The organism is Paraburkholderia sp. A3BS-1L, assembly GCF_051125215.1.
Taxonomy (GTDB): Bacteria; Pseudomonadota; Gammaproteobacteria; order Burkholderiales; family Burkholderiaceae; genus Paraburkholderia.
This window is the reverse complement of sequence record NZ_CP120442.1, coordinates 2,858,670-2,879,526: the sequence shown is the minus strand read 5'-3', so window position 1 is coordinate 2,879,526 and position 20,857 is coordinate 2,858,670. Positions and strand designations below refer to the sequence as shown.

The window sequence follows — 20,857 nt, the reverse complement described above, 5'->3', positions numbered from 1 at the left end:
ATTCAGGAGGAGACGCCGCATGGATAAAGTCTGGCTGAAATCATACCCACCCGGCGTACCCGCGGAAATCGACGCCAGCCAATATGCGTCCATTACGGCGCTGCTCACGGAGAGCTTCAACGCCAACCGCTCGAAGCCCGCGTTCGCGTGCATGGGCAAGTCGATCACGTACGGCCAGCTCGACGAACTTTCGACGCGGCTCGCCGCATGGCTTCAGTCGCGGGGTATCGCGCCCGGCGCGCGCATCGCGATCATGATGCCCAACGTGCTGCAGTACCCGATCGTGCTGGCCGCCATCCTGCGCGCAGGCTATATCGTCGTGAACGTGAATCCACTCTACACGCCGCGCGAGCTGGAGCATCAACTCAAGGACAGCGGCGCCGAAGCCATCGTCATCCTCGAGAATTTCGCGGTCACGCTGCAGGCGGTCGTCGCCCGGACGCGCGTCAAGCACATCGTGGTGGCGTCGATGGGCGATCTGCTCGGCGCGGCGAAGGGCTTCATCGTGAACTACGTCGTGCGCAACGTGAAGAAGATGGTGCCTGCCTGGAGCCTGCCGGGTCATGTGAGCTTCAACGACGCGCTCTCGGCCGGCGCGCGCATCACGTTCAAGCCTGTCGAGCAGAAGCCCGAAGACATCGCGTTCCTCCAGTACACGGGCGGCACGACCGGCGTGTCGAAAGGCGCTACGCTGCTGCATCGCAACCTCATCGCGAACGTGCTGCAATCGGCGGCGTGGACCGAGCCCGCGCTTGCGCGCCTGCCAGCCGGCACTCAGCCGGTGACGGTCGCGGCGCTGCCGCTTTATCACGTGTTCGCGCTTACTGTCTGCGGCCTGTTGACGATGCGCACGGGCGGCCTCGCCATACTGATCCCGAACCCGCGCGATATCGCGGGCATGATCAAGGAACTGCACGGCTATTCGATCACGACCTTCCCTGCGGTCAATACGCTCTACAACGCGATCCTCAATCACCCCGATTTCGACAAGCTCGACTTCTCGCATCTGCTGGTGGCCAACGGCGGCGGCATGGCGGTGCAGGAAGCCGTGGCGAAGCGCTGGTACGAGCGCACGCATACGCCGATCGTCGAAGGCTATGGCCTTTCGGAAACCTCGCCTTGCGTGACCTGCAATCCGACCAACGCGACCGAGTACACGGGCACGATCGGCTTGCCGATGCCGTCGACTGAAATCTCGATTCGCGATGACGATGGCAATGAGCTGCCCATCGGCGAAGCGGGCGAGATCTGCATTCGCGGTCCGCAGGTGATGGCGGGCTACTGGCAGCGCCCGGAAGAGACGGCCAAGGTCATGACCGCCGACGGCTTCTTCAAGTCCGGCGACGTGGGGGTGATGAGCGATCGCGGCTACGTGAAGCTCGTCGACCGCAAGAAGGACATGATTCTCGTGTCGGGCTTCAACGTCTATCCGAACGAAATCGAAGATGTGGTGGCCAAGCTGCCGGGCGTGTTCGAAGTGGCGGCAGTGGGGGTGCCCGACGCAAATTCCGGTGAGGCAGTGAAGCTCTATATCGTGAAGAAGGACCCGGCGCTTACCGACAAGGACGTCTTCGAGTACTGCAAGGCGCAGCTCACCGGATACAAGCGACCGAAATCCATCGAGTTCCGCACTGACCTGCCCAAGAGTAACGTCGGCAAGATTTTGCGGCGCGAGTTGCGCGACGCGCGCGTGTAATCTCTCTGCCGACTGAGCGGCACTGAAGGGCCTGCCCGCGAGGGCGGGCCCTTTTCTGTTGGCGGGCCGGCAAGCATGCCGGGCGTAGGCCGCACCAAAGAAAAAAGGCGCCCGCAGGCGCCTTCGAGACTGAAACAGCTGTTCTTATTAGAACTTGTGACGGATACCGATGCGAGCCGTGAGCTGGTTGTTGTTGCTCGACGGGGTCAGGCCGTTGATCGAGGCAACGGCGTTGTGACCAGTCGAGTCCGTGCCCGTAGCGTGCTGGTACACGCCGACCACGTAGACGTCGGTACGCTTGGACAGGAAGTAGTCCGCGCCGAGTGCGTACTGGAAGTACTGAGCGCCGTCGTTCTTGGTGCCGTTCGCGTAGGTCACGCTGCCGCCGTCGGTCCAGTCGAACGCGAAGCCAGCCAGCAGGGCCGGCGTGAACTGGTACTTGAAGTTCGCTTCGACGTTGTTGAACGTGGCATTTTCGCCGCGCTGGTAAGCCGGGCCGGCCTTGACGATCGCAGCCGTCTGGAACGAGTCGAGGTTGCGGAAGCTGACGTTCGAGTACGTCAGGCCGAAGGTTGCTGCACCGAACGTATAAGCGCCGCCTGCACCGATCGACTGATAGGTGTTGGCCGACTGATAGCCGCCGTAGACGGGCGTGCTGACCGGCGCCTTGGCGTCGGTGGCCGAGCCGCCGTTGTTGAACAGGCCGCCGTTTGCTGCCGGCGTGCGTGCGTTCAGGTAACCGGCTGCCAGCACGAGCGGGCCGTTGCTGTAGTTCGCGCCGAGCGACCAGATCTGGTTGTGCGTGAAGTCGCCTGCGGTGTTGCCGAAGCTGTACGTACCCGTGAAGGTCAGGCCAGCGTAGTTGGCGCTGGTGTACTTGACGGTGTTGTTCGTACGGTAGGCGTTGTTGAAGTTGTCGAGGTCACCCGGGTGGGCGCCGATGTAACCGGCCCACTGGTCGCCGGCTTCGAGCGGACCCACGTTGTCGACGAGCGCGTCGTACTGGCGGCCCATCGTGACCCTGCCGTAACTATCGCTGCTCAAGCCGACATAGGCTTGACGACCGAACATCAGGCCGCCTTGGCCGAGTCCGCCGCTGTTCACGTCGAAGCCGTTTTCGAGCACGAAGACCGCTTTCAGGCCACCGCCGAGGTCTTCAGCACCACGCAGACCGAAGCGGCTGCCTTGCAACCCACCGCTCGAGAGGTTGTACAGGTGCTTGCCACCCGCGTTCGTGTTGATGTTGAAACCTTCATCGATGATGCCGTACAGCGTGACGCTGCTTTGAGCGTGCGCCACGCCCGCAAACGCGCCCAGCGCAGCGAGCGCGAGAAGCGACTTCTTCATTGAATGATCTCCAGTGTTTTACGACTTTTATGCGTCTTGTCAGCGAGGCCGATTTATTGTCTAGCGGGGGGCCTGGCCATCCAACTTCGCGAGAAGTTGCCCGGTAATGTAGCAAACCGTTCATGCCCGACAAAGGAAAAGCCAGGCGGCACGTAAGTACCTGTTTCGTTTACACAACATGGTCTAAAATATGCGCCTGAAATCGGCTCTGCCCCGGATTGACGGCGCGAGGCGAGTTCCTGTAGTGATTTGGAACGTCCGGTCGGTCGGGTTTGTGCGCTTACGCTTTGCGTCCAGGCGCAGCGGTTTGCGGTAGATACGAAGGGAGGTTGGATGACGTTTGACGAATTGATTACCGAGTTCGATCGGGGGCTGCGCTCGATCACCGGAGTGTCGCGCATGTCGCGACCCATGCCGCAGCCGTCAGCCGATGCAGCCGATCTTCCGGCCGCCGCCGCGGATTTGTCCGCGTCGCCCGCAGCGTCTGGCGAACTCACGCCCGTCGAGCGTGCTCATGCGGCCGGCCTCATGCGCGTGAATCACGTGGGCGAGGTGTGCGCCCAGGCGCTTTATCAGGCGCAAAAGCTTTCCGCTCGCTCCCCCACGCTCAAGGCTGCGTTCGAGCAGGCCGCGCGCGAGGAGGAAGACCACCTCGCGTGGACTGCGCGCCGCCTCGAAGCACTCGACTCGCGCCCGAGCCTGCTCAATCCGCTCTGGTACGCCGGAGCGTTGGCCATCGGCCTCGCGGCAGGACGTCTTGGCGACAAGATCAGCCTTGGCTTCATGGCCGAAACCGAGCGCCAGGTGGAGCATCATCTGGACAGCCATCTCGATGCGCTGCCGCCCGCCGACCTCGAATCGCGAGCGATCGTAGAGCAAATGCGCGCCGACGAGATCGCTCATGCGAAATCGGCCACGGATCTGGGCGGCGTTGATCTGCCGCTGCCCGTGCGCTCGCTGATGCGCGTGGCGTCGAAAATCATGACCCGCACGGCGTACTACGTTTGATATGCTCCAACGGGCCGGTTTTCTGACCGGTCCGTGCAAGTCCCTGGATTTTCACCGCCTTCACTCGTCCGGATTAATCCCCGCCAAGTCCCCGCACCATCGCGGTTTTTTCCGCGCATTTCACGTATCACCTTCACAACCTTCGTTAGCCCTTTCATTCATAACGGTTTTTGGTTTTTTGTCTGACTTGAACAAGCGCTGCTAAGTCCTTGTTCTAGCGGATAAATTTCGTCAAAAATCGCGTCCGCCACCTTGACCCTCGTAGGTCGTTCCTCTAAAGTGGGAGACAGTGTGAGAAAGTGTATTTTTGTGTGATTTCAGAAGCGCATTCGGGTAAATTTCCTGAGATTTAGATGGGCGGCGATCGGCGCCGCATGAGGGGGAGCAAATTGTTCCAGGGGGCGTCGGCGCTGACACTCGATGCGAAAGGACGGATGTCGATTCCGTCGCGCTATCGGGATGCGCTGCAACAACAGGCAGAAGGACGGGTGACGATCACCAAGCACCCGGACGGCTGCCTGTTGCTATTTCCGCGCCCCGAATGGGAAGTGTTCCGCGCGAAAGTCGCGGCATTGCCGATGGACGCGCACTGGTGGCGCCGCATTTTTCTCGGCAACGCCTCCGACGTCGATCTCGACAGCGCGGGACGCGTGCTCGTCTCGCCTGAATTGCGTCTGGCAGCAGGAATGGAAAAGGAAGTCATGCTGCTTGGCATGGGTAGTCATTTTGAGTTGTGGGATGCGCAGACCTACGCCGCCAAGGAACAGGCGGCGATGGCACAGGGCATGCCCGACGCCTTGAAGAATTTCACGTTCTGATCGCGGTTTAAAACGCTATGGCATCTGCGATGGGACAGGGATTGCAGCATCGCACGGTGCTGCTCGATGAAGCGGTCGATGCGCTCGTGACGCGCGCGGACGGCGTCTATGTGGACGGCACGTTCGGGCGCGGCGGCCATAGTCGCGCGATCCTCGGCCGGCTTTCCGAAGCCGGGCGTCTGATCGCGTTCGACAAGGATCCGCTCGCGATCGCCACGGCTGAACAGGTGGGCGACGCGCGGTTCTCGATCGTGCACGAGAGTTTTGCTTCACTGCGCGACGCCATGGCGGCGCGTGGGGTAGGGCGTGTGTCGGGTGTGTTGCTGGATCTCGGCGTGTCGTCGCCGCAAATCGACGACCCGGAGCGGGGTTTCAGCTTCCGCGCCAATGGTCCGCTCGACATGCGGATGGACCCGACGCGCGGCGAGTCCGCTGCCGATTGGCTCGCGCGGGCCACGTTGCAGGAACTGACGGAGGTGATTCGAGATTATGGGGAAGAACGGTTTGCTTTTCAGATTGCAAAGGCGCTTGTTGCTCGCCGGGCAGAGTCCGACCGTCTCGGGCCTCTCGACAGCACGGGCGAGCTTGCCCAAATCGTGGCTAACGCCGTCAAAACCCGTGAGAAGGGTAAGGATCCGGCAACCCGCACCTTTCAGGCTATACGGATTCACGTCAATCAAGAGCTTGCGGAGCTGCAAGTCGTTCTAGAAGCAGCCATGTCGTTGCTGGAGCAGGGGGGGCGGCTCGTGGTCATCAGCTTTCATTCGCTGGAAGACCGTATCGTGAAGCGGTTCATGCAGGCGCACTCCACGGCGCCTGCGGTCGATCGCCGTCTACCGATTCGTGCCGTCGACCTGCCCAGCCCGCCCTTGAAGCTGGTCGGGCGCGTGTTCGCGAGCGACGAGGAAGTCGCCGCCAACCCCCGTGCCCGCTCGGCCGTGATGCGCATTGCGGAGCGCGTCACGCCATGAACCGTCTGAATATTTTCCTGCTGATCGTCGTGATGGGGTGCGCGCTGTCGGTCGTCAACTCCACCAATCAGCAGCGTCAGATGTTTTTCCAGTTGCAACGCGCGCAGTCGCAGGAGCGGCAGCTTCAGCAGGACTACGCGCAGCTTCAATATCAGCAGAGCGCGCTTTCGCGGACGTCGCGCGTCGAACAAATCGCTACCGATTCGCTCAAGATGCAGCCCGTCACGACCGGACGCACGCAATATCTGACACTCGCACCGGGCGCGGCCAGCGCCGCGGATGCGCCGGTGCCTACGTCCGCGCCTGCCCAGGGCGCGGCCGCCACGAAGGGCCGCCGTGGGGGTACGCGATGAAAAAAGGCAATAACCGCAAGAGCGTCGCCTTTACCCCGAACCCCATTCTCTCGGTGCGCCTGCCGATGTGGCGCTCGAAGTTCGTCGTGTTCATGCTGTTCATGGCGTTCGTCGCGCTGGCCGTGCGTGCGTTCTGGATTCAGGGGCCCGGCAACGCGTTCTATCAGAAGCAGGGCGAGAGCCGCTATCAGCGCACGATCGAGCTACCCGCCACGCGCGGCCAGATTCTCGACCGCAACGGCCTCGTGCTCGCCACGAGCCTGCCCGTGCGCGCGATCTGGGCGATCCCCGAAGACGTGCCTGACGATCTCGGCGCCGACAAGCTCACGCAGCTCGGCGCGCTGCTGAACATGTCCACCAAAGAACTGCGCAGCAAGCTCTCGGGCGACAAGACCTTCGTCTACGTGAAGCGCCAGGTACCGATCGACGTTGCGCAAAAAGTGGTGGCGCTCGACATTCCCGGTATCTATCAGCGCAACGAGTACAAGCGCTTCTATCCCGAAGGCCAGGTCACCGCTCACCTGATCGGCTTCACCAATGTCGAAGATGAAGGCCAGGAGGGCGTCGAGCTCTCCGACCAGAAGATTCTCGCGGGCACTTCCGGGATTCGCCACGTCATCAAGGACCGCGTGGGGCATATCGTCGAGGACGTGGACGAGACGGTCGTGCCGCATAACGGGCAGGACGTCGAACTGTCGATCGACAGCAAGATCCAGTACATCGCCTATTCGAACCTGAAGGCGGCGGTGGAGAAGACTCATGCCAAGGCAGGCGCGGCGATGGTGGTGGACGTGCGCACCGGTGAAGTGCTCGCACTCGTGAACTATCCCACTTACAACCCGAACGACCGCTCGCGCCTCACGGGCGAGCAGCTGCGCAACCGCATCCTGACCGACGTGTTCGAGCCGGGCTCGATCATGAAGCCGTTCACGATCTCGCTGGCCCTCGATTTGCATCGCGTCTCGCCGACTACACTGGTGGATACGGGTGGGGGCAAATTCACACTCGATGGCGCCACCATCACCGACGACGCCGGGTTCGGCGTGCTGACGGTGGGCGGCGTGATCCAGAAGTCGTCGAACATCGGCGCGACCAAGATCGCGATGACGCTCCGGCCCGAAGAGATGTGGAACATGTACACCAGCATCGGTCTCGGGCAAGCGCCGAAGGTCGGGTTTCCCGGCGCGGCGGCGGGCCGTCTGCGTCCGTGGAAAAGCTGGCGCCGCATCGAGCAGGCGACCATGTCGTACGGCTATGGCCTGTCGGTCTCGCTGTTCCAGCTCGCGCGCGCGTACACGGCCATTGCGCACGACGGCCAGATCCTGCCGGTGACGATCTTCCGCCACCCCGGCGACGACCAGCCCGTGATCGGCACGCAGGTCTTCGCGCCCACCACGGCGCGCGAAGTGCGCACGATGCTCGAGAGCGTAGTGTCGAAGGACGGCACCTCGCCCGACGCGGCGGTGCCCGGTTACCGCGTGGGCGGCAAGTCCGGCACGGCGTACAAGCATGGTCCGCATGGCTATGACCGCTCGAAGTACCGCGCGTCGTTCGTCGGCATGGCGCCGATGCCGAATCCGCGCATCGTCGTCGCGGTGTCGGTGGATGAGCCGACGGTCGGCAGCCACTTCGGTGGCGCGGTCTCGGGCCCGGTGTTCTCAGGCATCGTCGGCGACACGCTGCGCACGCTCAACGTGCCGCCCGACATGCCGGTCAAGCAGCTCGTGGTGTCCGATGACAGCGCTTCGGCGCCTGCCGTCGCCAATGCAGCATCCGCGCCGGCCGCTTCCGTGAAGCGCACTGCGAACGTGCCGGCAAGCAAGAGTCCTGTCGGCGCGCGTCATATGACTGTCGCTGACAACGCGAAAAACCGTCCCGGAGTGGTCCGATGAGCGCCCCGCGCACCCAGCATCCCGCGCACCGGCAGATCGCGGACGCGCTCACGTGGCTGCGCGCGCGCGTGGCGCCCGAAGCCAACCTGCACGCCGACACGCGCTCGCTCAAGGCCGGCGACGTGTTTCTCGCCTATGCCGTCGAAGGCGCCGACAACCGCCAGCATATCGAAAGCGCGCTCGCGAAAGGCGCGGCGGCGATCGTCTATCAGCCGGAGGGCTATGCGGGTTCGTTTGACGGGGCTCAGGCGCAAAACGCGCTCGCCGTGCCGCAGCTGGACGTGCTTGCGGGCGAGATCGCGAGCGGCTGGTACGGCAACCCGAGCGACGCCATGCTCGTGGTCGGCGTGACCGGCACGAACGGCAAGACTTCGTGCAGCCAGTGGGTTGCCTCGGCGCTCACCGCGATCGGCCAGAAGTGCGCCATCGTCGGCACGCTCGGCAGCGGCTTTCCGGGCCAGCTCGCGCATACCGGTTTCACGACGCCCGACGCACCGCAGTTGCAGCGCTCGCTCGCGCAGCTGCGCGAGAAGGGCGCGCAGGCCGTGGCGATGGAAGTCTCGTCGCACGCGCTGCATCAGGGCCGCGTGAACGGTACCTCGTTCAACATCGCGGTTTTCACGAATCTCACGCAGGACCACCTCGACTATCACCGCACCTTCGAAGCCTACGAGGCCGCGAAGGCGCGTCTGTTCGCGTGGCCTGGCCTGCACGCGGCGGTGATCAACGCGGATGACGCGGCAGGCCGGCGTCTTCTGGCCGCTACGCGCGGCACGCTGCGCACGATCGCCTACGGCGTGGCGACGCCTGCCGCCGATCTGCCCGCCGCCGATGCATGGTTGCGCGCAGCCGACGTGCGTGCGACCGGCACGGGCACGGCGTTCCATCTGGAAACATCGGACTGGGGCGAGGCGAATGTCGAAGTGCAAACGCTCGGCCTCTTTAACGTGAGCAACCTGCTGGGCGTGCTCGGCGCGCTGCTCGCGGCGAATGTGCCGCTCGTCGCGTCGCTCAACGAACTCTCGAAGCTGCAGCCGGTGAACGGCCGCATGGAGCGCCTCGGCGGGCGCATCGATCAGGACGAACCGCTCGTCGTGATCGATTACGCGCATACGCCCGATGCGCTCGAAAAGACGCTCGCCGCGCTGCGCCCGATCGCGGCGGCGCGCGGCGGCCAGCTCGTCTGCATGTTCGGCTGCGGCGGTGATCGCGACGCCACCAAGCGTCCGCTGATGGGCGCGATCGCCGAGCGTCTGGCCGATCAGGTCGTCGTGACAAGCGACAACCCGCGCAGCGAATCGCCGGCGGCGATCATCGACCAGATCGCGGGCGGCATGCGCGAGCCCGCAAAGGCGCGCCGCATCGAGGACCGCGCGAGCGCGATTCTGCAGGCGGTGCGCGGCGCAGCAAAGGAAGACGTCGTCGTGCTGGCCGGCAAGGGGCACGAGGCAACTCAGGAAATCATGGGCAAGAAGCGCGCGTTCTCGGATCAGGATCACGCGCGGCTTGCTCTCGCAGCCCGTCCGACTTCGGATCGGCATGGGCGCGGAGGCGGTGAATGACCATGCTTACCCTGCGCGAAGCAGCGGCGCTGATTCCCGGCGCGAGCGTTCTCGGCGACGAGAACGCAACGTTCGAGCGCATTGCAACCGACAGCCGCACGGCTGGCCCCGGCGATCTCTTCGTCGCGCTCAAGGGCGACCGTTTCGACGCGCACGACTTCCTGTCCGAAGTGGCGGGACGCCATGTGAGCGCGGCGCTCGTGTCGCGCAGCCCTGGCGACTGGCGCATGCCGGCGCTGCGCGTGGACGACACGCGCACGGCGCTCGGCGCGCTCGCGCTTGGTTGGCGCCGCCGCTTCACGATGCCGCTCGTCGCCGTCACGGGCAGCAACGGCAAGACCACGGTCAAGGAGATGATCGCGTCGATCTTCGCGGTGGCCGTGGGCGAAGACGCGCGGCTCGCGACCGCGGGCAACCTGAACAACGATATCGGCGTGCCGCTCACGCTGTTGCGCCTCAATGCCGCGCACAAGCTGGCGGTAGTCGAGCTCGGCATGAATCATCCGAACGAGACGGAATTGCTCGCGAAGTTCGCCGAGCCCACCGTCGCGGTCGTGAACAACGCGCAGCGCGAGCACCAGGAATTCATGGCGACAGTCGAAGCCGTTGCACTCGAGCACGCAAGCGTGATCCATGCGCTCAAGCCGGAAGGCACTGCGGTGTTTCCCGCTGACGACGCCTACGCGGGCATCTGGCGCGTGGCGGCCACGGGGTCGAAGGTGCTCGATTTCGCGCTGCATACGGATGAGCGTGCGGTCGAAGCGGCGGTGACGGGCAAGCTCGTGGCGAATGTTGGCAACAGCGTGGGCGCAAACCGGCTCGCGATCGCCACGCCTGAAGGCCATCTCGAAGTGGAGCTGCAAGTGCTCGGCGCGCACAACGCGCACAACGCGCTCGCGGCCACCGCTGCGGCGCTGGCAGCGGGTGTTTCGCTCGATGCGATCCGCCGCGGCCTCGAAGCGTTCCAGCCGGTGAAAGGCCGCTTGCAGGTCAAACGCGCAGCGCTTGGGGAACTCGCGGGCGCGCTCGTGATCGATGACACCTACAACGCGAACCCCGACTCCGTGCGTGCGGCCGTGGACGTGCTGGCCTCGCATGCTTCGCCGCGGGTGCTGGTGCTCGGCGACATGGGTGAAGTCGGCGAAGACGGTCCCGCGTTCCACCGCGAAGTGGGCGCATACGCGAAGGAGCACGGCATCGACGCGCTCTATACGCTCGGCGAAGCCGCGCGCGACATCTCGGCGGCATTCGGCGCGAACGCGCTGCATGCCGCCGGCGTGCCCGAGCTGGTTCGCGCGCTGGCCGGCGCCGGTTACGGCGCGGGTGCAACGATCCTCGTGAAAGGCTCGCGCTTCATGCAGATGGAGCGCGTGGTGGCCGCCCTCACGAATCCGCAACTTTGCGCACCGGACGCGGCGTCCGGCGCGCACTGAAATTCGAAGGAATACAAGGCATGCTACTGGCGCTGGCGCAATGGCTGCAGAATGACGCAAGCTTCTTGCGCGTGTTCAGTTATCTGACGTTCCGTGCGGTGATGGCCACCATCACCGCGATGGCGATCGGGCTTTTCCTCGGCCCCTGGGTCATCCGTAAGCTCACCGAAATGAAGGTCGGTCAAGCGGTGCGCACCGACGGCCCGCAGACTCACCTCGTGAAGTCGGGCACGCCCACCATGGGCGGCGTGCTCATCCTGCTGGGCATCGCCGTGGCCACGCTGCTGTGGGGCGATCTCACGAACCGCTTCATCTGGATCGTGATGCTCGTGACCTTCGGCTTTGGCGCGATCGGCTGGGTCGACGATTATCGCAAGGTCGTCTACAAGGACCCGCGCGGCATGTCCTCGCGCGAGAAGTACTTCTGGCAATCGGTGATCGGTCTGTTCGCGGCGGTGTACCTCGCGTTCAGCGTGTCCGAGGCGAGCAATGTGCGCGTGTTCGACCTCTTCATGGCGTGGGTGCGCAGCGGCCTCTCGATGGGCCTGCCCGCGCGCGCGGACCTCTTGCTGCCGTTCCTCAAGTCGATCAGCTATCCGCTCGGCGTATGGGGCTTCATCGCGCTCACGTATTTCGTGATCGTCGGCGCGAGCAATGCCGTGAACCTCACCGATGGCCTCGACGGCCTCGTGATCATGCCGGTCGTGCTCGTGGGCGCGTCGCTCGGCGTGTTCGCCTACGTGATGGGCAGCTCGGTCTACTCGAAGTATCTGCTGTTCCCGCACATTCCCGGCGCGGGCGAACTGCTGATTTTCTGCTCGGCGATGGGCGGGGCAGGGCTCGCGTTCCTCTGGTTCAACACATATCCGGCGCAAGTGTTCATGGGCGACGTGGGCGCGCTCGCGCTCGGGGGCGCGCTCGGCACCATCGCCGTGATCGTGCGCCAGGAAATCGTGCTCTTCATCATGGGCGGTATTTTCGTGGCCGAAACGCTCTCCGTGATGCTGCAGGTCACCTGGTTCAAGTACACGAAGAAACGCTATGGCGAAGGGCGCCGCATCTTCAAGATGGCGCCGCTGCATCACCATTTCGAGCTGTCCGGCTGGAAAGAGACGCAGGTGGTCGTGCGCTTCTGGGTCATCACGCTGATGCTGTGCCTGATCGGCCTGTCGACTTTGAAGCTGCGTTGATCGGCACTCCATCAAGGTAAGAAAGGGAAGCAAGCGATGTTTGGCGAGAAGTTTCGGGATCGGCAAAAGCCGATGGTGCTCGTGCTGGGGCTCGGCGAATCGGGTCTGGCCATGGCGCGCTGGTGCGCGCGCCATGGCTGTCGCCTGCGCGTCGCCGATACGCGCGAAGCGCCAGCAAATTTGCCCGAACTCGCCGCGCGCGGCATCGACGCGGACTTCGTCGGCGGCCCGTTCTCCACGGCGCTGCTCGATGGTGTCGAACTCGTCGCCATCAGCCCTGGCCTCTCGCCGCTCTCCGCCGACCTCGTGCCGCTGATCGCCGCCGCGCGCGAACGCGCCATCGACGTCTGGGGCGAACTCGAACTCTTCGCGCAGGCGCTGCGCCATCTCGGCGAGAGCGGTTACGCACCGAAGGTGCTCGCCATCACGGGCACCAACGGCAAGACCACCACCACGAGCCTGACGGGCATGCTCTGCGAGCGCGCGGGCAAGACCGTGGCAGTGGCCGGCAACATCAGCCCGGCGATGCTCGACAAGCTCGCTGAGGCCATCGACAACACGGCGCTGCCCGACGTCTGGGTGCTCGAGCTTTCGAGCTTCCAGCTGGAAACGGCGCACAGCTTCGCGCCCGACGCGGCGGCAGTCCTCAATATCACGCAGGACCATCTCGACTGGCACGGCGGCATCGACGCCTACGCGGCCGCGAAGGGCCGCATCTTCGGCCCGCAGACCACACGCGTGCTCAACCGCGACGACGCGCGCGTGATGTCGCTCGCGAGCGTGCAACAGAGCGGCGACGCGAAGGTCGTGACCTTCGGTCTCGACGAGCCGCGGCGCGAGGGCGACTATGGCATCTCGCGCGACAACGGCATGTTGTGGCTCGTGGCGGCGCACGACCGCGACGCTACGGACGAGCCTGTCTCCGCACGCCGGCGCAAGCAGCTCGACGCCGCGCCCGTGCATCTCACGATGAAGCGCCTGATGCCCGCAGACGCGCTGCGCATCCGCGGCCTGCACAACGCGGCGAACGCGCTCGCGGCATTCGCGCTCGCACGCGCGATCGATCTGGCGCCGGCGGCGCTTTTGCACGGTCTGCGCGAGTATCGCGGCGAGCCGCATCGCGTGGAGCTGATCGCGTCGATCGACGGCATCGACTACGTGGACGACAGCAAGGGCACCAACGTCGGCGCGACGGTAGCCGCACTCGACGGCCTCGCGCAGCGCGCCGTGCTGATCGCGGGCGGCGACGGCAAGGGGCAGGATTTCGAGCCGCTCGCGGCACCCGTGGCGCGCTGGTGCCGCGCGGTGATGCTGATCGGCCGCGATGCACCGCAGATTCGCGCGGCGCTCGAAAGCACGGGCGTCGCGCTCACCGACCACGCCACGCTGGAAGACGCCACGCGCGCGGCCACGGCACTCGCCGAACCGGGCGACGTCGTGCTGCTTTCGCCGGCGTGCGCGAGCTTCGACATGTTCAAGGGCTATGCCCATCGCGCAGCGGTATTCCGCGACACGGTGGAAGACATCGCCGCAGAACGGGGGACGATGATATGAGCTGGTCCGAACGTTTCGGCGTGCGCCTGTCGCGCGATGCAGTGGGCAGCGCATCCGCCGGCGGCACCCCTGTTGGCACATCGGGCGGAGCTGCGGGAGGCACGGCGGGCAGCGGTGCGCGCTCGCGCGGCATTTCGAGTGCCGTCAGCGGCGTGCGCCCGGCGCGCTCGCGCATGCTCGACTACGATTACTCGCTGCTGTGGGCCGTGATCGCGCTGCTCGGTCTCGGCGTCGTGATGGTCTACTCGGCCTCGATCGCGATGCCCGATTCGCCGAAGTACGCGCAGTATCACGACTACGCATTTCTGGTGCGCCACCTCGTCTCGCTCACGGTTGCCGCGATTGGGGCACTCGTGACGTTCCGCATTCCCATCTCCACGTGGGACCGCTACGCGCCGAAGCTCTTCCTCGTCGCCCTGGTGATGCTCGTGATCGTGTTGATTCCGCACGTCGGCAAGGGCGTGAACGGCGCGCGGCGCTGGATTCCGCTCGGCGTCACGAACATGCAGCCTTCGGAAATCATGAAGCTCGCGGTGACGATCTACGCCGCGAACTACACGGTGCGCAAGCAGGAATACATGCACAGCTTCGCCAAGGGCTTCTTGCCGATGGCGTTCGCGGTGGGCGTGGTGGGCGCGCTGCTGCTGCTCGAGCCGGACATGGGCGCGTTCATGGTGATCGCCGCGATCGCGATGGGCGTGCTGTTCCTCGGTGGTGTGAACGGCAAGCTGTTCGGCGGCCTCGTGGCCACGGCGATCGGTACGTTCACGTTGCTGGTGTGGGCGTCGCCGTGGCGCCGCGAGCGGATTTTCGCGTACCTCGATCCGTGGGACGAGCGCTATGCGCAAGGCAAGGCTTACCAGCTCACGCACTCGCTGATCGCGTTCGGGCGTGGCGAATGGTTCGGCGTAGGGCTGGGCGGCAGCGTCGAGAAGCTCAACTACCTGCCCGAAGCGCACACCGACTTCATTCTCGCCGTGATCGGCGAGGAACTCGGCTTCGTGGGCGTGCTGGTCGTGATCCTGCTGTTCTACTGGATCGTGCGCCGCTCGTTCGAGATCGGCCGCCAGGCGCTCGCGCTCGACCGCACGTTCGCCGGGCTCATCGCGAAGGGCCTTGGCGTGTGGTTCGGCGCGCAGGCGTTCATCAACATGGGCGTGAACCTCGGGCTGCTGCCGACCAAGGGTCTTACGTTGCCGTTCGTGAGCTATGGCGGCTCGGGCATTTTGCTCAACTGTATTGCGGTTGCCGTGCTGCTTCGCGTGGATTATGAAAATCGTGTGCTGATGCGTGGGGGGAAGGTATGACCCCCATGCAACAGCGCACGATTTCGGCGAAGGCGCGAAGCGCCGTAGCCAAAACGGATTTTTCGTCATTCATGCTGATGCGTGGGGGGAAGGTATGACCGCAGCAACGCGCACGCTCATGGTGATGGCCGGCGGCACCGGGGGACACGTGTTCCCGGGGCTCGCTGTCGCGCATCGCATGGAGCAGTGGGGCTGGCGCGTAGTGTGGCTCGGCAATCCCGCGGGCATGGAGGCGACGCTCGTGCCCAAGCACGGCATTCCGATGGAATACGTGCGCTTTGGCGGCGTGCGCGGCAAGGGCATCAAGACCAAGCTGATGCTGCCGTTAAACATGCTGCGCGCGTGCAAGCAAAGCCTCGCGGCGCTGCGTCGTGTGAAGCCCGACGTCGTGCTAGGCATGGGCGGTTACATCACGTTCCCGGCGGGCGTGATGAGCGCGTTGTCCGGCCGTCCGCTCGTGCTGCACGAACAGAATTCCATCGCGGGCCTCGCAAACAAGGTGCTCGCGAAGCTCGCGAAGCGTGTGCTCGTGGCGTTCCCTGGGGCGTTGCCGCACGCCGAGTGGACCGGCAATCCGATCCGCGCGGAACTCGAGCACGTGGTGCAGCCGCAGGTGCGCTACGCGCAGCGCAGCGGTCCGCTGCGCGTGCTGGTGGTGGGCGGCAGCCTCGGTGCAGCCGCGCTCAACGAAGTCGTGCCGCGCGCGCTTGCGCAACTGGCGCCGGCCGAGCGTCCGCACGTAGTGCATCAGGCGGGCGCAAAGCATATCGATGCATTGCGTCAGAACTACATCAACGCCGGAATCGAACCCGGTGACACGGTGCAACTCGTGCCGTTCATCGACGACATGGCAAGCGCTTACGAAAACGCGGATCTCGTGATCTGCCGCTCGGGCGCAATGACGGTGGCCGAGATCGCGGCCGTGGGCGTGGCGGCGCTGTTCGTGCCGTTTCCCTACGCGGTCGACGACCACCAGACCACCAACGCGGCGTTTCTCGCGCAACAGGACGCCGCCCGCGTGGTGCAGCAACGCGAGCTTTCGGTAGAGGCGCTCGCGGACTGGCTCAAGCAGCAAACCCGAGCATCGCTCGCAGACATGGCCGGGCGCGCTCGCGCGCTCGCAAAACCCGACGCCGCCGATCAGGTCGCGCGCATCTGCGCAGCCGTGGCGGGCGCCAGTCCGGGAGGAAAGTAATGAAACACATCGTCAAACATATTCATTTCGTTGGTATCGGCGGCGCGGGCATGAGCGGGATCGCCGAGGTGCTCGTCAATCTCGGCTATCACGTGAGTGGCTCTGACCTCGCGAAGAACGCGGTCACCGACCGCCTCGCCGCGCTCGGCGCGCGCATCGCGATCGGCCACGCCGAAGAGAACATCGAAGGCGCGAACGCAGTGGTCGTTTCCACGGCAGTGCGCAGCGACAATCCCGAAGTGCTGGCGGCGCGCCATCGCCGCATTCCGATCGTGCCGCGCGCGGTCATGCTCGCGGAGCTGATGCGCCTGAAGCAGGGCATCGCGATCGCGGGCACGCACGGCAAGACCACCACCACGTCGCTCGTCGCGAGCGTGCTGGCCGCGGGCGGACTCGACCCGACCTTCGTGATCGGCGGGCGCCTGATTAGCGCGGGCGCCAATGCGCGCCTCGGCACGGGCGACTTCATCGTCGCGGAAGCCGACGAATCGGACGCCTCGTTCCTGAATCTGTTCCCGGTGATCGAAGTCATCACGAACATCGACGCCGACCACATGGACACCTACGGGCACGACTTCGCGCGCCTGAAGCAGGCGTTCATCGAATTCACGCACCGTCTGCCGTTTTATGGCATCGCGGTGCTGTGTGTCGACGACCCTAACGTGAAGGAAATCCTGCCGTTCGTCTCGAAGCCGATCATCCGCTACGGCTTCGCGCCCGACGCCCAGGTGCGCGCGGTCAACGTGGTCGCGCGCGACGGCAAGATGTACTTCACGGCGATGCGTGAAGACGCGCCATCGATCGACATCGTGCTGAACCTTCCGGGTACGCACAATGTCCAGAACGCGCTGGCTGCGATTGCGATCGCGACCGAGCTCGAAGTGAAGGACGCGGACATCCAGCGCGCGCTCGCCGAATTCAACGGCGTGGGCCGGCGCTTCCAGCGCTATGGAGAAATTCCGGTCAATGGCGGCGGCAACTACACGTTGATCGACGACTACGGCCACCACCCGGTGGAAATGGCCGCGACTATCGCAGCGGCGCGCGGCGCGTTCCCTGAGCGCCGGCTCGTGCTGGCGTTCCAGCCGCACCGCTACACGCGCACGCGCGACTGCTTCGAAGATTTCGTGCGTGTGCTCTCGACCGTCGACGCGCTCGTGCTGACCGACGTGTACGCAGCAGGCGAAGCGCCTATCGTGGCCGCCGATGGCCGCGCGCTGGCACGCGCGATTCGCGTGGCGGGCAAGGTCGAGCCGGTGTTCGTGGAAACAGTGGATGAAGTGCCGGACGCGCTGGCCGCGGTGGTCCGCGACGGCGACGTGGTGATTACGATGGGTGCGGGTTCGATCGGCGGCGTGCCGGGCCGGATCGCACAACCGGAACAGAAGGCGTGAGTGAAATGAGCAGCATCGATCCGAAGCAATTTGGCAAAGTGGCAGTCCTGTTCGGCGGCGTGTCCGCGGAGCGCGAGGTGTCGCTCAAGTCCGGCACGCTGGTGCTTCAGGCGCTCAAGAGTGCTGGCATCGACGCGCATCCGTTCGATCCGTCCGAGCGGCCGCTGTCGGCGCTCAAGGATGAAGGCTTCGTGCGCGCGTTCAACGCGCTGCACGGCGGCTATGGCGAGAACGGTCAGATCCAGGGCGCGCTCGACTTCTACGGCATCCGCTATACGGGTACGGGCGTGCTCGGCTCGGCGCTCGGCCTCGACAAGTTCCGCAGCAAGCTCGTGTGGCAGCAACTGGGCATTCCCACGCCGCCGTTCGTCGCGGTGCTGCGCGGCGACGACTACGCCGCTCGCGCACCGGAGCTCGTCGCGAAGCTCGGCTTGCCGCTATTCGTGAAGCCCGCGAGCGAAGGCTCGAGCGTCGCGGTCATCAAGGTGAAGCAGGCCGAAGCCCTCGTGCCCGCGATCGAAGAAGCCGCGAAGCACGACAAGATCGTGCTGGTGGAGAAGAGCATCGAAGGCGGTGGCGAGTACACCGCGTGCGTGGCCGGCGATCTCGACCTGCCGATCATCAAGATCGTGCCGGCGGGCGAGTTCTACGACTACGACGCGAAGTACATCCTGGACACCACGCAGTATCTGATTCCCTGCGGCGTCGCGCCCGAGAAAGAAGCGGAGCTCAAGAAGCTCGCGCGCCGCGCGTTCGACGTGCTCGGCTGCACCGACTGGGGCCGAGCAGATTTCATGATGGACGGCGCGGGCAATCCGTATTTCCTGGAAGTGAACACGGCGCCGGGCATGACCGATCACTCGCTGCCGCCGAAGGCCGCGCGTGCGGTGGGCATCGAGTATCGCGATCTCGTGGTGCGGGTGCTTGCGCTCACGCTCGAGGATTGAACCGCTGAATAACCTCTGACCAACGAATTGCAGTCCGCGCATTGAATCGACAATCTCGACATGTGGAATAACGTACGCCAGCTCAATCTCGCCGCCAACGCGTTGCACGCGCTGCTCGTGCTCGCGCTCGTGGCGGCTGGCGGCTACTGGCTCGTGCAGCGCCCGAACTTTGCGCTGCGCGAGATCCGCATCGAGGGCGACACCGAGCACATCAACGAACCGACGGTGCGCGCGAGCGTGGTCGGGCGCCTGAAGGGCAACTTCTTCACGGTGAACCTGGATACCGCGCGCGCCGCGTTCGAGCAGATGCCTTGGGTGCGCCACGCGAGCGTGCGCCGCGTCTGGCCGAATGCGCTCGCAGTGAGCCTCGAAGAGTACAAGCCGCTCGGCACGTGGGGCAGCGACCAGCTCGTGAGCGTCGACGGCGAACTCTTCACCGCGAACCAGGGCGAGCTCGACCAGGACCTGCCCGCGTTCGACGGCCCGGATGGCACCGCACCTGAAGTGGTGGCGCGTTATCGCGACTTCCAGAAGTGGTTCACGCCGCTCGGCATCGAGCCTGAAGAGGTGACGCTTTCGCCGCGTTACGCGTGGAGCGTGAAGCTCTCGAACGGCATGCAGGTCGAACTCGGGCGAGAGCGCAATGCCACCACGCTCGCCGAGCGCACGCATCGGCTTATTGTGGCATGGACGCCGCTCACGCAACGTTGGGGGAAAGATATCGAATATGCGGACTTGCGCTATCCGAACGGTTTCGCCATTCGAGCGGCCGGCATGCGCTTCATTAGCGACACGCCGCCCTCAGGCAAGAAGTAACAGCACATCACACGCAACGAGCACGATATGAGTAAAGACTATAAGGATCTGCTGGTCAGCCTCGACATCGGGACGTCGAAGGTGGTGGCCGTCGTCGCCGAAATGAAGGGCGATGGCCACTACGAAGTGATCGGCCTCGGCCAGAGCGAATCGAAGGGTCTCAAGAAGGGCGTGGTGGTGAACATCGAGGCCACGGTGCAGTCTATCCAGCGTGCGCTCGAAGAAGCGGAACTCATGGCCGACTGCAAGATCACTAATGTGTTCACCGGCATCGCGGGCAGCCATATTCGCAGCTTCAATTCGAGTGGGATGGTCGCCATCAAGGAGAAGGAAGTCACGCAGACCGACGTCGCGCGCGTGATCGAAACGGCGAAGGCGATCAACATCCCGACCGACCAGCAGGTGCTGCATATCCTCACGCAGGAATTCATCATCGACGGTCAGGAAGATGTGCGCGAGCCGATCGGCATGAGCGGCATCCGCCTCGAAGTGAAGGTGCACATCGTCACGGGTGCGGTGAGCGCGGCGCAGAACATCGTGAAGTGCGTGCGCCGATGCGGTCTCGAAGTGAACGATCTGGTTTTGCAGCCGCTGGCTTCGTCGCTGGCGGTGCTCACCGACGACGAGAAGGAACTCGGCGTGGTGCTGGTGGATGTGGGCGGCGGCACGACCGACATCGCGATTTTCAGCGAAGGCGCGATTCGCCATACCGCGGTGATTCCGATCGCGGGCGATCAGGTGACGAGCGACATCGCCATGGCGCTGCGCACGCCCACGCCCGACGCGGAAGACATCAAGGTGGGCTACGGCATCGCCAAGCAGGCGCTCGCCGATCCCGACGAAATGATCGAAGTGCCGGGGCTCGGCGAGCGCGGTCCGCGCACGCTGTCGCGCCAGGCGCTGGCGGCCGTGATCGAGCCGCGCGTGGAAGAGCTGTTCTCGCTCGTGCAGCAGGTGGTGCGCGAGTCGGGCTATGAAGAGTTGTTGAGTTCGGGCGTCGTGCTCACGGGCGGCGCTGCGATGATGCCGGGCATGGTGGAACTCGGCGAGGACATCTTCTTGAAGCCGGTGCGCATTGGCGTGCCGGAGTACGCGGGCGGTCTCGCCGACGTCGTGCGCAATCCGCGCTATTCGACGGCGATGGGGCTGCTCGTCGAGGGCCGCGCGCAACGTATGCGTGGTCGCAAGGTCGCCGTGCAGTCGGGGTCGATGGGCCAGGTTTTCTCTCGCATGAAAGACTGGTTCCTCGGCAACTTCTGACGCAGTGGCTGACGCAACGGATAAAGCAGTTCGCGTACGCGAAGGGTAAGAGCAGAGACCGAATTAGCGCTGGTGCCGGCGGCTGGCGCGCAGGAATGGGTTGCCCGATCCACT

Annotated in this window: 17 protein-coding genes; 16 read left to right on the top strand and 1 reads right to left on the bottom strand. The window is 64.8% G+C overall.

The genetic code is table 11. The features are described 5' to 3' along the window. The first annotated feature begins 19 nt into the window (after positions 1-19). Positions 20-1,696 (top strand): long-chain fatty acid--CoA ligase, encoded by a 1,677-nt coding sequence (locus P5W99_RS13095; protein ID WP_434661076.1) that lies wholly within the window; start codon positions 20-22, stop codon positions 1,694-1,696. Positions 1,697-1,843: 147 nt separating this feature from the next. Here P5W99_RS13095 and P5W99_RS13090 read toward each other — a convergent pair whose 3' ends face one another. Then, on the bottom strand, positions 1,844-3,043 hold the full coding sequence (locus tag P5W99_RS13090; RefSeq protein WP_434661075.1) for a porin: 1,200 nt from the start codon (positions 3,041-3,043) through the stop codon (positions 1,844-1,846). Between the two features lie 333 nt (positions 3,044-3,376). Here P5W99_RS13090 and coq7 point away from each other — a divergent pair, with 333 nt between their 5' ends. The 15 genes from coq7 to ftsA all read left to right on the top strand — a co-directional run bounded on the left by coq7 (position 3,377) and on the right by ftsA (position 20,743). Continuing rightward, positions 3,377-4,051, top strand: a complete 675-nt coding sequence (gene coq7, locus P5W99_RS13085; RefSeq protein WP_421043026.1) for a 2-polyprenyl-3-methyl-6-methoxy-1,4-benzoquinone monooxygenase — start codon at positions 3,377-3,379, stop codon at positions 4,049-4,051. Between the two features lie 389 nt (positions 4,052-4,440). After that, positions 4,441-4,869 (top strand): division/cell wall cluster transcriptional repressor MraZ, encoded by a 429-nt coding sequence (gene mraZ / locus P5W99_RS13080; protein ID WP_027818006.1) that lies wholly within the window; start codon positions 4,441-4,443, stop codon positions 4,867-4,869. A 17-nt stretch (positions 4,870-4,886) separates the two neighbouring features. Then, positions 4,887-5,840, top strand: coding sequence for a 16S rRNA (cytosine(1402)-N(4))-methyltransferase RsmH (gene rsmH / locus P5W99_RS13075; RefSeq protein WP_421043027.1), 954 nt, complete (start codon positions 4,887-4,889; stop codon positions 5,838-5,840). Beyond that, positions 5,837-6,193, top strand: coding sequence for a cell division protein FtsL (gene ftsL / locus P5W99_RS13070; RefSeq protein ID WP_421024820.1), 357 nt, complete (start codon positions 5,837-5,839; stop codon positions 6,191-6,193). Before rsmH ends, ftsL begins: the two co-directional genes overlap by 4 nt. Beyond that, the gene (locus P5W99_RS13065; protein WP_434661072.1) at positions 6,190-8,085 is read left to right on the top strand and encodes a peptidoglycan D,D-transpeptidase FtsI family protein; all 1,896 of its coding nucleotides are present in this window, start codon (positions 6,190-6,192) and stop codon (positions 8,083-8,085) included. Before ftsL ends, P5W99_RS13065 begins: the two co-directional genes overlap by 4 nt. Further along, positions 8,082-9,647: a UDP-N-acetylmuramoyl-L-alanyl-D-glutamate--2,6-diaminopimelate ligase gene (locus P5W99_RS13060; protein ID WP_434661070.1), complete on the top strand. Its 1,566-nt coding sequence runs from the start codon at positions 8,082-8,084 to the stop codon at positions 9,645-9,647. Before P5W99_RS13065 ends, P5W99_RS13060 begins: the two co-directional genes overlap by 4 nt. Further along, entirely contained in the window at positions 9,644-11,080 is a 1,437-nt protein-coding gene (locus tag P5W99_RS13055; protein ID WP_421024817.1) for a UDP-N-acetylmuramoyl-tripeptide--D-alanyl-D-alanine ligase, read from the top strand. Before P5W99_RS13060 ends, P5W99_RS13055 begins: the two co-directional genes overlap by 4 nt. 20 nt (positions 11,081-11,100) lie before the next feature. Next, positions 11,101-12,270: a phospho-N-acetylmuramoyl-pentapeptide-transferase gene (mraY, locus tag P5W99_RS13050; RefSeq protein WP_129562891.1), complete on the top strand. Its 1,170-nt coding sequence runs from the start codon at positions 11,101-11,103 to the stop codon at positions 12,268-12,270. 36 nt (positions 12,271-12,306) lie between these two features. Further along, complete coding sequence (gene murD, locus P5W99_RS13045; RefSeq protein WP_421024816.1) at positions 12,307-13,824, top strand: UDP-N-acetylmuramoyl-L-alanine--D-glutamate ligase; 1,518 nt, start codon at positions 12,307-12,309, stop codon at positions 13,822-13,824. After that, positions 13,821-15,131: a putative lipid II flippase FtsW gene (gene ftsW / locus P5W99_RS13040; protein WP_421024815.1), complete on the top strand. Its 1,311-nt coding sequence runs from the start codon at positions 13,821-13,823 to the stop codon at positions 15,129-15,131. Before murD ends, ftsW begins: the two co-directional genes overlap by 4 nt. Before the next feature lie 94 nt (positions 15,132-15,225). Next, on the top strand, positions 15,226-16,326 hold the full coding sequence (murG, locus tag P5W99_RS13035; RefSeq protein ID WP_421024814.1) for an undecaprenyldiphospho-muramoylpentapeptide beta-N-acetylglucosaminyltransferase: 1,101 nt from the start codon (positions 15,226-15,228) through the stop codon (positions 16,324-16,326). Then, a complete protein-coding gene (gene murC / locus P5W99_RS13030; RefSeq protein ID WP_421024813.1) occupies positions 16,326-17,720 on the top strand; it encodes a UDP-N-acetylmuramate--L-alanine ligase in 1,395 nt (464 codons plus the stop codon). The genes murG and murC overlap by 1 nt, the downstream gene beginning before the upstream one ends. A gap of 5 nt (positions 17,721-17,725) precedes the next feature. Then, the gene (locus tag P5W99_RS13025; protein ID WP_421024812.1) at positions 17,726-18,667 is read left to right on the top strand and encodes a D-alanine--D-alanine ligase; all 942 of its coding nucleotides are present in this window, start codon (positions 17,726-17,728) and stop codon (positions 18,665-18,667) included. Positions 18,668-18,727: 60 nt separating this feature from the next. Continuing rightward, a complete protein-coding gene (locus P5W99_RS13020) occupies positions 18,728-19,483 on the top strand; it encodes a cell division protein FtsQ/DivIB (protein WP_421024811.1) in 756 nt (251 codons plus the stop codon). 27 nt (positions 19,484-19,510) lie between these two features. Next, a complete protein-coding gene (gene ftsA, locus P5W99_RS13015) occupies positions 19,511-20,743 on the top strand; it encodes a cell division protein FtsA (RefSeq protein ID WP_421024810.1) in 1,233 nt (410 codons plus the stop codon). Positions 20,744-20,857 lie beyond the last annotated feature (114 nt).

Bases quoted from the DNA above. Each gene is read 5' to 3' on its own strand.
- P5W99_RS13095 (WP_434661076.1), top strand. From the start codon at position 20: ATGGATAAAGTCTGGCTGAAATCATACCCACCCGGCGTACCCGCGGAA.
- P5W99_RS13090 (WP_434661075.1), bottom strand. From the start codon at position 3,043: ATGAAGAAGTCGCTTCTCGCGCTCGCTGCGCTGGGCGCGTTTGCGGGC.
- coq7 (WP_421043026.1), top strand. From the start codon at position 3,377: ATGACGTTTGACGAATTGATTACCGAGTTCGATCGGGGGCTGCGCTCG.
- rsmH (WP_421043027.1), top strand. From the start codon at position 4,887: ATGGCATCTGCGATGGGACAGGGATTGCAGCATCGCACGGTGCTGCTC.
- ftsL (WP_421024820.1), top strand. From the start codon at position 5,837: ATGAACCGTCTGAATATTTTCCTGCTGATCGTCGTGATGGGGTGCGCG.
- P5W99_RS13065 (WP_434661072.1), top strand. From the start codon at position 6,190: ATGAAAAAAGGCAATAACCGCAAGAGCGTCGCCTTTACCCCGAACCCC.
- P5W99_RS13060 (WP_434661070.1), top strand. From the start codon at position 8,082: ATGAGCGCCCCGCGCACCCAGCATCCCGCGCACCGGCAGATCGCGGAC.
- P5W99_RS13055 (WP_421024817.1), top strand. From the start codon at position 9,644: ATGACCATGCTTACCCTGCGCGAAGCAGCGGCGCTGATTCCCGGCGCG.
- mraY (WP_129562891.1), top strand. From the start codon at position 11,101: ATGCTACTGGCGCTGGCGCAATGGCTGCAGAATGACGCAAGCTTCTTG.
- murD (WP_421024816.1), top strand. From the start codon at position 12,307: ATGTTTGGCGAGAAGTTTCGGGATCGGCAAAAGCCGATGGTGCTCGTG.
- ftsW (WP_421024815.1), top strand. From the start codon at position 13,821: ATGAGCTGGTCCGAACGTTTCGGCGTGCGCCTGTCGCGCGATGCAGTG.
- murG (WP_421024814.1), top strand. From the start codon at position 15,226: ATGACCGCAGCAACGCGCACGCTCATGGTGATGGCCGGCGGCACCGGG.
- murC (WP_421024813.1), top strand. From the start codon at position 16,326: ATGAAACACATCGTCAAACATATTCATTTCGTTGGTATCGGCGGCGCG.
- P5W99_RS13025 (WP_421024812.1), top strand. From the start codon at position 17,726: ATGAGCAGCATCGATCCGAAGCAATTTGGCAAAGTGGCAGTCCTGTTC.
- P5W99_RS13020 (WP_421024811.1), top strand. From the start codon at position 18,728: ATGTGGAATAACGTACGCCAGCTCAATCTCGCCGCCAACGCGTTGCAC.
- ftsA (WP_421024810.1), top strand. From the start codon at position 19,511: ATGAGTAAAGACTATAAGGATCTGCTGGTCAGCCTCGACATCGGGACG.